Source organism: Neisseria sp. HMSC069H12 (assembly GCF_001812735.1).
GTDB lineage: Bacteria > Pseudomonadota > Gammaproteobacteria > Burkholderiales > Neisseriaceae > Neisseria > Neisseria subflava.
The window spans coordinates 1-15,676 of record NZ_KV810245.1 but is presented as its reverse complement, the minus strand read 5'-3'; the positions used below and the strand labels follow the sequence as shown (position 1 = coordinate 15,676).

Annotated in this window: 11 protein-coding genes and 1 tRNA gene; all 12 read left to right on the top strand. The window is 45.9% G+C overall.

What is annotated here, in order from left to right; genetic code table 11:
- Positions 1–38 precede the first annotated feature (38 nt).
- Positions 39–114: transfer RNA gene (locus tag HMPREF2872_RS02340), tRNA-Trp, on the top strand.
- A 131-nt stretch (positions 115–245) separates the two neighbouring features.
- Complete coding sequence (secE, locus tag HMPREF2872_RS02335) at positions 246–521, top strand: preprotein translocase subunit SecE (protein ID WP_070630912.1); 276 nt, start codon at positions 246–248, stop codon at positions 519–521.
- A 2-nt stretch (positions 522–523) separates the two neighbouring features.
- A complete protein-coding gene (gene nusG, locus HMPREF2872_RS02330; protein ID WP_003680697.1) occupies positions 524–1,057 on the top strand; it encodes a transcription termination/antitermination protein NusG in 534 nt (177 codons plus the stop codon).
- Positions 1,058–1,161: 104 nt separating this feature from the next.
- Entirely contained in the window at positions 1,162–1,596 is a 435-nt protein-coding gene (gene rplK, locus HMPREF2872_RS02325) for a 50S ribosomal protein L11 (RefSeq protein ID WP_002220151.1), read from the top strand.
- Positions 1,596–2,291, top strand: coding sequence for a 50S ribosomal protein L1 (gene rplA / locus HMPREF2872_RS02320; RefSeq protein WP_003677918.1), 696 nt, complete (start codon positions 1,596–1,598; stop codon positions 2,289–2,291). The genes rplK and rplA overlap by 1 nt, the downstream gene beginning before the upstream one ends.
- Before the next feature lie 223 nt (positions 2,292–2,514).
- A complete protein-coding gene (gene rplJ, locus HMPREF2872_RS02315) occupies positions 2,515–3,015 on the top strand; it encodes a 50S ribosomal protein L10 (RefSeq protein WP_003680699.1) in 501 nt (166 codons plus the stop codon).
- Positions 3,016–3,073: 58 nt separating this feature from the next.
- Positions 3,074–3,445, top strand: a complete 372-nt coding sequence (gene rplL / locus HMPREF2872_RS02310) for a 50S ribosomal protein L7/L12 (RefSeq protein ID WP_003677916.1) — start codon at positions 3,074–3,076, stop codon at positions 3,443–3,445.
- Between the two features lie 189 nt (positions 3,446–3,634).
- Positions 3,635–7,813, top strand: coding sequence for a DNA-directed RNA polymerase subunit beta (gene rpoB, locus HMPREF2872_RS02305; protein ID WP_070630908.1), 4,179 nt, complete (start codon positions 3,635–3,637; stop codon positions 7,811–7,813).
- A gap of 156 nt (positions 7,814–7,969) precedes the next feature.
- Complete coding sequence (gene rpoC, locus HMPREF2872_RS02300) at positions 7,970–12,145, top strand: DNA-directed RNA polymerase subunit beta' (protein WP_070630906.1); 4,176 nt, start codon at positions 7,970–7,972, stop codon at positions 12,143–12,145.
- 328 nt (positions 12,146–12,473) lie between these two features.
- Entirely contained in the window at positions 12,474–12,845 is a 372-nt protein-coding gene (gene rpsL, locus HMPREF2872_RS02295; RefSeq protein WP_002218431.1) for a 30S ribosomal protein S12, read from the top strand.
- Positions 12,846–12,962: 117 nt separating this feature from the next.
- Positions 12,963–13,433 carry a 30S ribosomal protein S7 gene (gene rpsG, locus HMPREF2872_RS02290; protein WP_002240962.1) on the top strand — a complete coding sequence of 157 codons (471 nt, stop codon included), beginning with the start codon at positions 12,963–12,965 and terminating at the stop codon, positions 13,431–13,433.
- 18 nt (positions 13,434–13,451) lie between these two features.
- Positions 13,452–15,557 (top strand): elongation factor G, encoded by a 2,106-nt coding sequence (gene fusA, locus HMPREF2872_RS02285; protein ID WP_070630903.1) that lies wholly within the window; start codon positions 13,452–13,454, stop codon positions 15,555–15,557.
- The last annotated feature ends 119 nt before the right edge of the window (positions 15,558–15,676 follow it).

Sequence of the window (15,676 nt, the reverse complement as noted above, 5' to 3'; positions counted from 1 at the left end):
GTGCGGGTGTGGTTTCTTCTGTAATCGCTTAAGTTTAGAGGCCAATAGCTCAATTGGTAGAGTATCGGTCTCCAAAACCGAGGGTTGGGGGTTCGAGACCCTCTTGGCCTGCCAAATAAAAAATTAACCGGCCTTGTGCCGGTTAATTTTTTTGTACTTAAGTTTTAAGATTATTTGAAATTAATTAATGGATCAATGCCACTGTCTAAAATGAAGGCGGGTGGGGTATTGATAAGTGAGTAAAGATGACAGAACATCCGTCTGGACGCAAAGAAGACCATCAGAAAAAGGAAGTTGTGGTAAGTAATAAGCCAGCTCCTGAAAAGAAAGAAGGTCTGTTTGCATATTTTAAGAGCTCTTGGACTGAGTTTAAGAAGGTAGTTTGGCCGAGTCACGATGAAGCGGTCAAAATGACTGTATTCGTGATTATCTTCGTTGCAGTTTTAGCAGCCTTCATTTATGCGGCAGATACAATTATTTCATGGTTGTTTTTTGATGTTTTATTAAATAGGAAAGGGTAAAGATGTCAAAGCGTTGGTATGTGGTACAGGCCTATTCCGGTTTCGAGAAAAATGTTCAAAAAACATTGAAAGAGCGCATTGCTCGAGAAAACATGGAAGAATATTTTGGTCAGATTCTTGTTCCTGTAGAGGAGGTGGTAGATATCAAGAATGGCCGAAAAACCATCAGTGAGCGTAAATTCTATCCAGGCTATGTGTTGGTTGAAATGGAAATGACTGATGATTCATGGCACTTGGTTAAGAGTACCCCTCGAGTAAATGGTTTTGTAGGTGGTAGCGGAAATCGTCCAATCCCAATTTCTCAAAAAGATGCAGATGCTATTTTGCAACAAGCCAAAACAGGTGTTGAGAAGCCAAAACCAAAAGTTGAATTCGAGGTTGGTCAGCAGGTTCGTGTGAATGAAGGTCCATTTGCTGATTTCAATGGAATTGTTGATGAAGTTAACTACGAGCGTAATAGATTGCGTGTTTCTGTTCAGATTTTTGGTCGTGAAACACCGGTTGAATTAGAGTTCGGTCAGGTTGAAAAGATTTAAGTGGTTTAATTCGCTTGAAAATTTTTTTTTAAGCGGATATAATCGCAAATTCTGTTTGGGAAGCGGAATGGTTCCGCGTTATACCCGTTTTTAGGAGTCCTTAAGTGGCAAAGAAAATTATCGGCTACATCAAACTGCAAATTCCTGCAGGTAAAGCCAATCCATCTCCCCCAGTTGGTCCTGCTTTGGGTCAACGTGGTTTGAATATCATGGAATTCTGTAAAGCATTTAATGCTGCAACCCAAGGTATGGAACCTGGGTTGCCAATTCCAGTCGTGATCACTGCATTTGCAGATAAATCATTCACTTTTGTGATGAAAACTCCACCAGCTTCTATCTTGTTGAAAAAAGCTGCTGGTCTGCAAAAAGGTAGTTCTAACCCTCTGACTAACAAAGTGGGTAAATTGACCCGCGCTCAGTTGGAAGAAATTGCTAAAACTAAAGAGCCTGATTTGACTGCTGCCGATTTGGATGCTGCTGTCCGTACTATCGCCGGCTCTGCTCGCTCAATGGGCTTGGATGTGGAGGGTGTTGTATAATGGCTAAAGTATCTAAACGCTTGAAAGCTCTGCGCTCTTCTGTTGAAGCTAACAAATTGTACGCAATCGATGAAGCAATTGCTTTGGTTAAAAAAGCTGCTACTGCTAAATTTGATGAGTCTGTTGACGTATCTTTCAATCTGGGCGTTGATCCTCGTAAATCTGACCAAGTTATTCGTGGTTCAGTCGTTCTGCCTAAAGGTACCGGTAAAACAACTCGCGTAGCTGTGTTTACTCAAGGTGCAAATGCAGATGCTGCTAAAGAAGCTGGTGCAGATATTGTCGGTTTTGAAGATCTGGCCGCTGAAATCAAAGCTGGTAACCTGAACTTTGACGTTGTTATTGCTTCTCCTGATGCAATGCGTATCGTTGGTCAATTGGGTACCATCTTGGGTCCTCGTGGTCTGATGCCAAACCCTAAAGTAGGTACTGTTACTCCTAACGTTGCTGAAGCAGTTAAAAATGCAAAAGCAGGTCAAGTACAATACCGTACAGATAAAGCCGGTATCGTTCATGCAACTATCGGTCGTGCTTCTTTCGCTGAAGCTGACTTGAAAGAAAACTTCAATGCGTTGCTGGATGCTATCGTTAAAGCTAAACCTGCTGCTGCTAAAGGTCAGTACCTGAAAAAAGTTGCTGTATCCAGCACTATGGGTTTGGGTGTTCGCGTTGATACTGCAAGCGTGAACAACTAAGAAATTTTCAGGTGATCCGGTTTTCTGGATTGCCTGAATTTGGGCTACTTAAAATTAAGTAGATGTCCAAGACCGTAGGGATCGTAAGATTTAATCGTAACTGCCCTACGCAGACGGTAGTCCTGAAACACATTACAAGATTGCTTGTAAGATGTCTTTTTAGGTTACCGCGCTGGTGGGATATCATTTCGGTATCCTGTTTATAAACAGTGGGAGGTAGACCTTGAGTCTCAATATTGAAACCAAGAAAGTGGCCGTAGAGGAAATTAGCGCAGCAATTGCTAACGCTCAAACTCTCGTAGTCGCTGAATATCGCGGTATCAGTGTTTCCAGCATGACTGAGCTTCGTGCGAATGCACGTAAAGAAGGCGTTTACTTGCGCGTTCTGAAAAATACTCTGGCTCGTCGCGCAGTAGAGGGTACTTCATTCGCAGGTTTAGCCGATCAAATGGTTGGTCCATTGGTTTACGCTGCTTCTGAAGATGCTGTTGCTGCTGCTAAAGTGCTGCACCAATTCGCGAAAAAAGATGACAAAATTATCGTTAAAGCCGGTTCTTACAATGGCGAAGTGATGAATCCTGCTCAGGTTGCTGAGTTGGCTTCTATTCCAAGCCGCGAAGAGCTGTTGTCCAAACTGTTGTTCGTTATGCAAGCTCCTGTATCAGGCTTTGCACGTGGTTTGGCTGCTTTGGCAGAGAAAAAAGCTGGCGAAGAAGCCGCTTAATCGATTTTGTTTCATTTAATTAATTATTTTTTAATACAATATTTGGAGTATAAATAGCATGGCTATTACTAAAGAAGACATTTTGGAAGCCGTTGGTTCTTTGACCGTAATGGAATTGAACGACCTGGTTAAAGCTTTTGAAGAAAAATTTGGCGTTTCTGCTGCCGCAGTTGCAGTTGCAGGTCCTGCAGGTGCTGGTGCAGCTGCCGCTGAAGAAAAAACTGAATTTGACGTAGTATTGGCTTCTGCCGGTGATCAAAAAGTTGGCGTGATTAAAGTTGTCCGCGCTATCACTGGCCTGGGTCTGAAAGAAGCTAAAGACATCGTTGACGGTGCACCTAAAACTCTGAAAGAAGGTGTTTCTAAAGCTGAAGCTGAAGACATCCAAAAACAACTGGAAGAAGCCGGCGCTAAAGTCGAAATCAAATAATTTGATGCTTCCCATGAAGGCTGGCAGTTTTCTGCCAGCCTTATTTTGCTTCTTAAAATAAGCATCAGGCATTGTTTACATTTATTTGCATAGTCTTTATAAAATCATTGCAAATAAATGTAAATATCAGGTTGGTGCATGCCGTTGTTTCAGACGGCCTATTATTTAAAATTGCTTTTCGGAGTGTATATGAGCTATTCGTTTACCGAGAAAAAACGTATCCGTAAGAGTTTTGCAAAGCGAGAGAATGTCTTAGATGTTCCTTTCCTGCTGGCAACCCAAATTGATTCTTATGCGAAATTTTTGCAGCTGGAAAATGCTTTTGACCAACGCACTGATGATGGTCTGCAAGCAGCATTTAATTCTATTTTCCCGATTGTGAGCCATAACGGTTATGCGCGATTGGAGTTTGTACATTACACATTGGGCGAGCCTTTGTTCGATATTCCTGAATGTCAATTGCGCGGTATTACTTACGCGGCTCCATTGCGTGCTCGTATCCGTTTGGTGATTTTGGATAAAGAAGCATCTAAGCCGACTGTAAAAGAAGTTCGTGAAAACGAAGTGTATATGGGTGAAATCCCATTGATGACGCCAAGCGGCTCTTTTGTCATCAATGGTACTGAGCGTGTGATTGTTTCCCAGTTGCACCGTTCTCCAGGCGTGTTCTTTGAGCATGACCGTGGTAAAACACATTCTTCCGGTAAGCTGTTGTTCTCTGCTCGTATTATTCCTTACCGTGGTTCATGGTTGGATTTCGAATTTGATCCAAAAGATTTGCTGTATTTCCGTATCGACCGTCGCCGTAAAATGCCGGTTACGATTTTGTTGAAAGCTTTGGGCTACAACAATGAACAAATCTTGGATATTTTCTACGACAAAGAAACTTTCTATTTGTCTTCAAACGGTGTTCAAACTGATCTGGTTGCAGGCCGTCTGAAAGGTGAAACTGCCAAAGTTGATATCTTGGATAAAGAAGGCAATGTGCTGGTCGCCAAAGGTAAACGCATTACTGCGAAAAATATCCGTGATATTACCAATGCAGGCTTGACTCGTTTGGATGTAGAGCCAGAAAGCCTGATAGGCAAAGCATTGGCTGCTGACCTGATTGATCCGGAAACCGGCGAAGTATTGGCTTCTGCTAATGATGAAATTACAGAAGAACTGTTGGCCAAGCTTGATATACATGGCGTAAAAGAAATTACGACACTTTATATCAATGAGTTGGATCAAGGCGGCTACATCTCCAGCACTCTGCGTACAGACGAAACTGCTGATCAGCAGGCTGCACGCGTAGCGATTTACCGCATGATGCGTCCTGGCGAACCGCCTACCGAAGAAGCTGTTGAGCAGCTCTTCAACCGCTTGTTCTTCAGTGAAGACAGCTATGATTTGTCTCGCGTAGGCCGTATGAAATTTAATACGCGCACATACGAGCAAAAATTGTCTGAAGCACAACAAAACACTTGGTATGGCCGTTTGCTGAACGAAACTTTGGCTGGCGCAGCTGAAAAAGGTGGTTACGTTCTGAGCGTTGAAGACATTGTTGCTTCTATTGCGACATTGGTTGAACTGCGTAACGGTCATGGCGAAGTAGACGATATCGACCACTTGGGTAATCGTCGTGTCCGTTCTGTGGGTGAGTTGACTGAAAACCAATTCCGTAGCGGTTTGGCTCGTGTAGAACGTGCAGTTAAAGAGCGTTTGAACCAAGCAGAATCTGAGAACTTGATGCCGCATGACTTGATTAATGCAAAACCTGTTTCTGCCGCGATTAAAGAATTCTTCGGCTCTAGCCAATTGAGCCAATTTATGGATCAGACTAACCCATTGTCTGAAGTAACCCATAAACGCCGTGTATCTGCATTGGGCCCTGGCGGTTTGACTCGCGAACGTGCAGGCTTTGAGGTGCGAGACGTACATCCGACTCACTATGGCCGTGTATGTCCTATTGAAACACCTGAGGGTCCAAACATTGGTTTGATCAACTCACTGTCCGTTTATGCGCGTACCAATGATTATGGCTTCTTGGAAACCCCTTACCGCCGTGTTGTCGATGGTAAAGTAACTGAAGAAATCGATTACTTGTCTGCTATCGAAGAAGGCCGTTATGTGATTGCACAGGCGAATGCCGATTTGGACAAAGACGGTAATCTGATTGGCGACTTGGTTACTTGTCGTGAAAAAGGCGAAACCATTATGGCAACGCCTGACCGCGTTCAATATATGGACGTGGCAACCGGTCAAGTGGTATCCGTTGCAGCATCTCTGATTCCATTTTTGGAACATGATGACGCGAACCGTGCATTGATGGGTGCCAACATGCAACGTCAGGCCGTACCGTGCCTGCGTCCTGAGAAACCGATGGTTGGTACCGGTATCGAGCGCTCTGTTGCCGTTGACTCTGCAACTGCAATCGTTGCCCGCCGTGGTGGTGTGGTTGAGTATGTAGACGCCAACCGCGTTGTGGTTCGTGTTCATGATGATGAAGCGACTGCCGGTGAAGTGGGTGTCGATATTTACAACTTGGTTAAATTCACCCGTTCCAACCAATCTACCAACATCAACCAACGTCCGGCTGTAAAAGCAGGCGATGTGTTGCAACGTGGTGACTTGGTAGCCGACGGTGCATCTACCGACTTGGGCGAGTTAGCTTTGGGTCAAAACATGACCATCGCCTTCATGCCATGGAACGGTTACAACTATGAAGACTCGATTCTGATTTCAGAAAAAGTGGCTGCGGACGATCGTTACACTTCGATTCACATTGAAGAATTGAACGTTGTTGCACGTGACACTAAACTGGGTGCGGAAGATATTACCCGCGATATTCCGAACTTGTCCGAACGTATGCAAAACCGTTTGGATGAATCCGGTATCGTATATATCGGTGCAGAAGTAGAAGCCGGTGATGTCTTGGTAGGTAAAGTAACACCTAAAGGCGAAACCCAACTGACTCCTGAAGAAAAACTGCTGCGTGCCATTTTCGGTGAAAAAGCATCTGACGTAAAAGATACTTCATTGCGTATGCCTACCGGCATGAGCGGTACCGTTATCGACGTTCAAGTCTTCACTCGTGAAGGTATCCAACGCGACAAACGTGCTCAATCCATTATTGATTCTGAATTGAAACGTTACCGTCAAGATTTGGGCGATCAATTGCGTATTTTCGATAATGACGCATTCGACCGTATCGAGCGTATGATTGTTGGTCAAAAAGCCAATGGTGGTCCGATGAAGCTGGCTAAAGGCAGCGAAATCACTACCGAATATTTGGTAAGCCTGTCCAGCAAACATGATTGGTTTGACATCCGTCTGGCTGATGAAGATTTGGCCAAACAGTTGGAACTGATTAAATTGAGCCTGCAACAAAAACGCGAAGAAGCGGATGAGTTGTATGAGATCAAAAAGAAAAAACTGACCCAAGGCGACGAGCTGCAACCGGGCGTACAAAAAATGGTAAAAGTATTTATCGCCATCAAACGCCGTCTGCAAGCCGGTGACAAAATGGCGGGTCGCCACGGTAACAAAGGTGTGGTATCACGCATTCTGCCGGTGGAAGACATGCCTTATATGGCTGACGGCCGTCCGGTAGACATCGTACTGAACCCATTGGGCGTACCTTCCCGTATGAACATCGGTCAGATTTTGGAAGTTCACTTGGGTTGGGCGGCAAAAGGTATCGGCGAACGCATCGACCGCATGCTGAAAGAGCAACGCAAAGCCAGCGAGCTGCGTGAATTCTTGAACAAGCTCTACAACGGTAGCGGCAAGAAAGAAGATTTGGACAGCCTGACAGATGAAGAAATCATCGAGTTGGCTTCCAACCTGCGTAAAGGTGCATCTTTCGCTTCTCCTGTATTCGACGGTGCGAAAGAGTCTGAAATCCGCGAAATGTTGAACTTGGCTTACCCAAGCGAAGATCCTGAGGTTGAGAAACTGGGCTTCAATGACAGTAAAACTCAAATCACGCTGTATGACGGCCGTTCAGGTGAAGCATTTGACCGCAAGGTTACAGTCGGTGTGATGCACTATCTGAAACTGCACCACTTGGTTGACGAAAAAATGCACGCCCGTTCTACCGGTCCATACAGTCTGGTTACCCAGCAGCCTCTGGGCGGTAAAGCTCAGTTCGGTGGCCAACGTTTCGGTGAGATGGAGGTTTGGGCATTGGAAGCATACGGCGCGGCATACACGCTACAAGAGATGCTGACTGTGAAGTCTGACGACGTGAACGGCCGTACCAAAATGTACGAAAACATCGTCAAAGGCGAACACAAAATCGATGCCGGTATGCCTGAATCCTTCAACGTATTGGTTAAAGAGATTCGCTCACTGGGCTTGGATATCGATTTGGAACGCTACTAAACAGAAGTTTTCAGACGGCCATTCAAGGTCGTCTGAAAAAACGGTTTCAGAATAAGAATGAAGCAATCGGCATTTAGGCCGTCTGAAATCGAAAGTACCGTTTCCCAATATCGAAAATCCGCCATGCGGTAAAAATACTTCCTTCAAGGAGCAAAAATGAATTTGTTGAACTTATTTAATCCGTTGCAAACTGCCGGCATGGAAGAAGAGTTTGATGCCATCAAAATCGGTATTGCCTCTCCCGAAACCATCCGCTCATGGTCTTATGGCGAAGTTAAAAAACCTGAAACCATCAACTACCGTACGTTCAAACCTGAGCGCGACGGTTTGTTCTGCGCCAAAATCTTTGGCCCGGTCAAAGACTATGAATGTTTGTGCGGTAAATACAAACGCTTGAAATTTAAAGGCGTAACCTGTGAAAAATGTGGCGTAGAAGTGACCTTGTCTAAAGTACGCCGCGAACGCATGGGCCACATTGAATTGGCTGCACCTGTTGCCCACATTTGGTTCTTGAAATCCCTGCCTTCCCGCTTGGGTATGGTATTGGACATGACTTTGCGCGATATCGAACGCGTATTGTACTTTGAAGCATTTGTGGTAACCGATCCCGGCATGACTCCGTTGCAACGTCGTCAATTGCTGACTGAAGACGATTACTACAACAAACTGGACGAATACGGCGACGACTTCGATGCCAAAATGGGTGCAGAAGGTATCCGCGAATTGCTGCGTACCTTGGATATTACCGGCGAAATCGAAATCCTGCGTCAAGAGCTGGAATCTACCGGTTCTGACACCAAAATCAAAAAAATTGCTAAACGTTTGAAAGTATTGGAAGCCTTCCATCGTTCCGGTATGAAGCTGGAATGGATGATTATGGATGTGCTGCCGGTATTGCCACCTGATTTGCGTCCGTTGGTTCCATTGGATGGCGGTCGTTTTGCCACTTCCGATTTGAACGACTTGTACCGTCGCGTTATCAACCGTAACAACCGTCTGAAACGTCTGTTGGAACTGCATGCGCCTGACATCATCGTTCGTAACGAAAAACGTATGTTGCAAGAAGCAGTTGACTCTCTGTTGGATAACGGCCGTCGCGGTAAAGCGATGACCGGCGCTAACAAACGTCCGCTGAAATCATTGGCTGACATGATTAAAGGTAAAGGCGGCCGCTTCCGTCAAAACCTTCTGGGTAAACGTGTGGACTACTCCGGTCGTTCCGTGATTACCGTAGGCCCATACCTGCGTCTGCACCAATGTGGTCTGCCGAAAAAAATGGCTTTGGAACTGTTCAAACCATTCATCTTCCACAAATTGGAAAAACAAGGTTTGGCTTCTACCGTTAAAGCTGCGAAAAAATTGGTTGAACAAGAAGTACCTGAAGTATGGGATATCTTGGAAGAAGTCATCCGCGAACATCCGATTATGCTGAACCGTGCGCCAACTCTGCACCGTTTGGGTATTCAAGCGTTCGAACCTATCCTGATCGAAGGTAAAGCGATTCAGTTGCACCCATTGGTGTGTGCTGCATTTAACGCCGACTTTGACGGTGACCAAATGGCTGTACACGTTCCATTGAGCTTGGAAGCACAAATGGAAGCACGCACGCTGATGCTGGCTTCAAACAACGTATTGTCTCCAGCCAACGGCGAACCAATCATCGTACCTTCTCAGGATATTGTATTGGGTCTGTACTATATGACCCGCGACCGCATCAATGCCAAAGGCGAAGGCAGCCTGTTTGCCGATGTGAAAGAAGTGCATCGTGCATACCATACCAAACAGGTTGAGCTGGGTACGAAAATTACCGTACGTCTGCGTGAATGGGTGAAAAACGAAGCAGGTGAGTTTGAGCCTGTCGTTAACCGTTACGAAACAACCGTCGGCCGTGCATTGTTGAGCGAAATCTTGCCTAAAGGCCTGCCATTCGAGTACATCAACAAAGCACTGAAGAAAAAAGAAATTTCTAAACTGATTAACGCATCATTCCGTCTGTGCGGTCTGCGTGAAACAGTTATTTTCGCCGACCACCTGATGTATACCGGTTTCGGTTTTGCGGCAAAAGGCGGTATTTCCATTGCGGTTGACGATATGGAAATTCCGAAAGAAAAAGCAGCCTTGCTGGCTGAGGCTAATGCCGAAGTTAAAGAAATTGAAGACCAATACCGTCAAGGTTTGGTAACCAACGGCGAACGTTACAACAAAGTGGTCGATATCTGGGGTCGTGCCGGCGATAAGATTGCTAAAGCGATGATGGACAACCTGTCCAAACAAAAAGTTATCGACCGTGACGGCAACGAAGTTGATCAAGAGTCCTTCAACTCTATTTACATGATGGCTGACTCTGGTGCCCGTGGTTCTGCGGCTCAGATTAAACAGTTGTCCGGTATGCGTGGTTTGATGGCGAAACCTGACGGCTCCATTATTGAAACGCCTATTACCTCTAACTTCCGTGAAGGTCTGACTGTATTGCAATACTTTATTGCGACCCACGGTGCGCGTAAGGGTTTGGCGGATACTGCGTTGAAAACTGCAAACTCTGGTTACTTGACCCGTCGTTTGGTAGACGTAACTCAAGACTTGGTCGTTGTTGAAGACGATTGTGGTACTTCAGACGGCTTTGTGATGAAGGCAGTGGTACAAGGCGGTGATGTGATTGAAGCCTTGCGCGATCGTATTTTGGGCCGCGTTACTGCTTCTGATGTTGTCGATCCTTCGACTGGCGAGACTTTGGTCGAAGCCGGTACGTTGTTGACCGAGAAACTGGTAGATATGATCGACCAATCCGGTGTCGATGAAGTCAAAGTCCGTACGCCGATTACTTGTAAAACCCGTCATGGCCTGTGTGCACACTGTTATGGTCGTGACTTGGCACGCGGTAAACTGGTTAACGCCGGTGAGGCAGTTGGTGTGATTGCTGCACAATCCATTGGTGAACCAGGTACTCAGCTGACCATGCGTACGTTCCACATCGGTGGTGCGGCATCTCGTGCGGCGGCAGCCAGCCAAGTAGAAGCCAAATCCAACGGTACAGCACGTTTCAGTAGCCAAATGCGTTACGTTGCCAACAACAAAGGCGAGTTGGTTGTCATCGGCCGTTCTTGTGAAGTAGTGATTCACGACGATATCGGTCGCGAACGTGAACGTCACAAAGTACCTTACGGTGCAATCCTGCTGGTACAAGACGGCGAAGCCATTAAAGCCGGTCAAACCTTGGCAACTTGGGATCCGCATACCCGTCCGATGATTACCGAACACGCAGGTATGGTGAAATTCGAGAACGTGGAAGAGGGTGTTACCGTTGCGAAACAAACTGACGATGTAACCGGTTTGTCTACTTTGGTAGTGATTGACGGTAAACGTCGTTCCTCTGGTGCTTCTAAACTGTTGCGTCCGACTGTCAAACTGTTGGATGAAAACGGTCTGGAAATTTGCATCCCAGGTACGACTACCCCAGTTTCTATGGCATTCCCGGTCGGTGCGGTGATTACTATCCGTGAAGGTCAGGAAGTCGGTAAGGGTGATGTATTGGCGCGTATTCCACAAGCGTCTTCTAAAACCCGCGATATTACCGGTGGTCTGCCACGCGTAGCCGAATTGTTTGAAGCACGCGTGCCGAAAGATGCAGGTATGTTGGCAGAAATTACCGGTACCGTTTCCTTCGGTAAAGAAACCAAAGGTAAACAGCGCCTGATTATTACCGACGTAGACGGTGTAGCATACGAAACCCTGATTTCTAAAGAGAAACAGATTCTGGTACACGACGGTCAAGTGGTAAACCGCGGTGAAACCATCGTAGACGGTGCTGTAGATCCACACGACATTCTGCGTCTGCAAGGTATCGAAGCATTGGCCCGCTACATTGTCCAAGAGGTACAAGAGGTTTACCGCCTGCAAGGTGTGAAGATTTCCGATAAACACATCGAAGTCATCATCCGTCAAATGCTGCGTCGAGTGAACATTGTTGATTCCGGTGATACAGAGTTCATTACCGGCGAACAAGTTGAGCGTGGCGATGTGATGCTTGCCAATGAAAAAGCCATGGCTGAAGACAAAGAGCCGGCACGTTACGAAAACGTGTTGCTGGGTATTACCAAAGCTTCCTTGTCTACAGACAGCTTTATTTCTGCGGCATCGTTCCAAGAAACAACCCGCGTCTTGACAGAGGCCGCTATTATGGGCAAACAAGACGAGCTGCGCGGTTTGAAAGAGAACGTGATTGTTGGTCGTTTGATTCCTGCTGGTACAGGTTTGACCTACCACCGTAGCCGCCATCAACAATGGCAGCAAGCTGATCAAGAAACTTCTGAAACCGAAGCTTCAGACGAATAATCCCTTGGGATTATTGTGAAAATAAAACCGCAAGCCAGTCTTGCGGTTTTATTTTTTAGAGGATTTAAAAGAGAGTGGAGTTTAAGGCTGTCTGAATAAATAAGGAAAGCAATGGAGAAAATAAGTAGAGAGCAAATTACGGACTTATTTAAAATGACAAAGGCCGTCTGAATCTTTCAGACGGCCTTTGTTTCCAAAATTTAGACATAAATTGGAAAACACCAAACTTTATCAGTCATTTGCTTGACTAAACCCTTGCAGTAAAAATATAATTCCAATCTTGTCGACATGGTGTCGGCAAGTATTTAACTCAACAGGACGAGAAAATATGCCAACTATTAACCAATTGGTACGCAAAGGCCGTCAAAAGCCTGTGTACGTAAACAAAGTGCCTGCACTGGAAGCTTGCCCGCAAAAACGTGGCGTGTGCACCCGTGTATACACAACTACCCCTAAAAAACCTAACTCTGCATTGCGTAAAGTATGTAAAGTTCGCCTGACCAACGGTTTTGAAGTCATTTCATATATCGGCGGTGAAGGCCACAACCTGCAAGAGCACAGCGTCGTATTGATCCGCGGCGGTCGTGTAAAAGACTTGCCAGGTGTACGTTACCACACTGTACGCGGTTCCTTGGATACTGCAGGTGTTAAAGACCGTAAACAAGCCCGTTCTAAATACGGTGCTAAGCGTCCTAAATAATTATCGGGACTCAAATAGGCACGTCGGCCGCCTAAGCTGAACAACGGCCGAGTAAGTGAATACTCAATTGGGTATTCATGGGAATTGACCCAACTGAATAGATTAAAGGAAATTAAAATGCCAAGACGTAGAGAAGTCCCTAAGCGCGACGTACTGCCAGATCCTAAGTTCGGCAGCGTTGAGCTGACTAAATTCATGAACGTATTGATGATTGACGGTAAAAAATCTGTTGCAGAACGTATCGTTTACGGTGCACTGGAACAAATTGAGAAAAAAACCGGCAAAGTAGCAATCGAAGTATTTAACGAAGCCATTGCAAATGCCAAACCTATCGTGGAAGTGAAAAGCCGCCGTGTAGGTGGTGCAAACTACCAAGTTCCTGTTGAAGTTCGTCCTTCACGTCGTCTGGCTTTGGCAATGCGCTGGGTTCGCGATGCGGCCCGTAAACGTGGTGAGAAATCTATGGACCTGCGTTTGGCAGGCGAATTGATTGATGCGGCTGAAGGTCGTGGCGGTGCGTTGAAAAAACGTGAAGAAGTACACCGTATGGCTGAAGCTAACAAAGCATTCTCTCACTTCCGTTTCTAATATCGAAAGGCTAATAAAATGGCTCGTAAGACCCCTATCAGCCTGTATCGCAATATTGGTATTTCTGCCCATATTGACGCGGGTAAAACAACCACAACAGAACGTATTCTGTTCTATACAGGTTTGACTCACAAGTTGGGTGAGGTGCATGACGGCGCAGCAACTACCGACTACATGGAACAAGAGCAAGAGCGTGGTATTACCATTACTTCTGCTGCTGTGACTTCTTATTGGTCCGGTATGGCGAAACAGTTCCCTGAACACCGTTTCAACATCATTGATACCCCAGGACACGTTGACTTTACCGTAGAGGTAGAGCGTTCTATGCGTGTATTGGACGGTGCAGTAATGGTTTACTGTGCAGTAGGTGGTGTTCAACCTCAATCCGAAACCGTATGGCGTCAAGCTAACAAATACCAAGTTCCTCGCTTGGCATTTGTAAACAAAATGGACCGTCAAGGTGCCAACTTCTTCCGCGTTGTCGAGCAAATGAAAACCCGTTTGCGCGCAAACCCTGTACCTATCGTAATCCCAGTTGGTGCAGAAGATAGCTTCAGTGGTGTTGTTGACCTGCTGAAAATGAAATCTATCATCTGGAACGAAGCTGATAAAGGTACAACCTTTACCTATGGCGATATTCCTGCTGAGTTGGTTGAAACTGCTGAAGAATGGCGTCAAAACATGATTGAAGCCGCAGCAGAAGCCAGCGAAGAATTGATGGATAAATACTTGGGTGGTGAAGAGCTGACCGAAGAAGAAATCGTAGGTGCATTGCGTCAACGTACTTTGGCAGGTGAAATCCAACCAATGTTGTGCGGTTCTGCATTTAAAAACAAAGGTGTTCAACGTATGTTGGACGCAGTAGTAGAATTGTTGCCTGCTCCTACCGACATTCCTCCTGTTCAAGGTGTTAACCCTAACACTGAAGAAGCAGACAGCCGCCAAGCCAGCGACGAAGAGAAATTCTCTGCATTGGCGTTCAAAATGTTGAACGACAAATACGTTGGTCAGCTGACTTTCATCCGCGTTTACTCTGGTGTCGTGAAATCCGGTGATACCGTATTGAACTCTGTAAAAGGTACTCGTGAACGTATCGGTCGTTTGGTGCAAATGACTGCTGCGGACCGTACTGAAATTGAAGAAGTACGCGCTGGCGACATCGCCGCTGCTATCGGTCTGAAAGACGTTACTACCGGTGAAACCTTGTGTGCAGAAAGCGCGCCGATTATCTTGGAACGCATGGAGTTCCCTGAGCCGGTAATCCATATTGCCGTTGAGCCGAAAACCAAAGCTGACCAAGAGAAAATGGGTATTGCCCTGAATCGTCTGGCTAAAGAAGACCCTTCTTTCCGTGTTCGTACAGACGAAGAATCCGGTCAAACCATTATTTCCGGTATGGGTGAATTGCACTTGGAAATTATTGTTGACCGTATGAAACGCGAATTCGGTGTGGAAGCTAACATTGGTGCGCCTCAAGTTGCATACCGTGAAACTATCCGCAAAGAAGTTGAAGCTGAATACAAACACGCTAAACAATCCGGTGGTAAAGGTCAATACGGTCACGTTGTGATCAAAATGGAACCTATGGAGCCGGGTGGTGCAGGTTACGAATTTATCGACGAAATTAAAGGTGGTGTGATTCCTCGCGAATTCATTCCTTCTGTCGATAAAGGTATCCGTGACACCCTGCCTAACGGTATCGTTGCAGGCTACCCAGTAGTTGACGTACGCGTACGTTTGATCTTCGGTTCTTCGCATGATGTCGACTCTTCACAACTGGCCTTCGAATTGGCAGCTTCTCAAGCCTTTAAAGAAGGTATGCGTAAAGCCAATCCAGCTCTGTTGGAGCCAATCATGGCAGTTGAGGTGGAAACACCTGAAGAATACATGGGTGACGTAATGGGCGACTTGAACCGTCGTCGTGGCGTTGTATTGGGTATGGATGATGACGGAATCGGCGGTAAGAAAGTTCGCGCCGAAGTACCTCTGGCAGAAATGTTCGGTTACTCAACCGACCTGCGTTCTGCAACCCAAGGCCGCGCTACTTACTCCATGGAGTTCAAAAAATACGCTGAAGCTCCTGCTCACGTAGCTGTTGCTGTAACTGAAGCCCGTAAAGGCTAATCAGGCAAATAGGTCGTCTGAAAGGCTGAAATGATTTTTCAGACGACCCCTGTTCTTTAATCGATCTTTAATGTAAAGGAATTAGCTCATGGCTAAGGAAAAATTTGAACGTAGCAAAC

Excerpts from the sequence above, each read along its gene's own strand:
- rpsG (WP_002240962.1), top strand. The coding sequence starts at position 12,963 with ATGCCAAGACGTAGAGAAGTCCCTAAGCGCGACGTACTGCCAGATCCT.
- rplL (WP_003677916.1), top strand. The coding sequence starts at position 3,074 with ATGGCTATTACTAAAGAAGACATTTTGGAAGCCGTTGGTTCTTTGACC.
- fusA (WP_070630903.1), top strand. The coding sequence starts at position 13,452 with ATGGCTCGTAAGACCCCTATCAGCCTGTATCGCAATATTGGTATTTCT.
- secE (WP_070630912.1), top strand. The coding sequence starts at position 246 with ATGACAGAACATCCGTCTGGACGCAAAGAAGACCATCAGAAAAAGGAA.
- rplA (WP_003677918.1), top strand. The coding sequence starts at position 1,596 with ATGGCTAAAGTATCTAAACGCTTGAAAGCTCTGCGCTCTTCTGTTGAA.
- rpsL (WP_002218431.1), top strand. The coding sequence starts at position 12,474 with ATGCCAACTATTAACCAATTGGTACGCAAAGGCCGTCAAAAGCCTGTG.
- nusG (WP_003680697.1), top strand. The coding sequence starts at position 524 with ATGTCAAAGCGTTGGTATGTGGTACAGGCCTATTCCGGTTTCGAGAAA.
- rpoC (WP_070630906.1), top strand. The coding sequence starts at position 7,970 with ATGAATTTGTTGAACTTATTTAATCCGTTGCAAACTGCCGGCATGGAA.
- rpoB (WP_070630908.1), top strand. The coding sequence starts at position 3,635 with ATGAGCTATTCGTTTACCGAGAAAAAACGTATCCGTAAGAGTTTTGCA.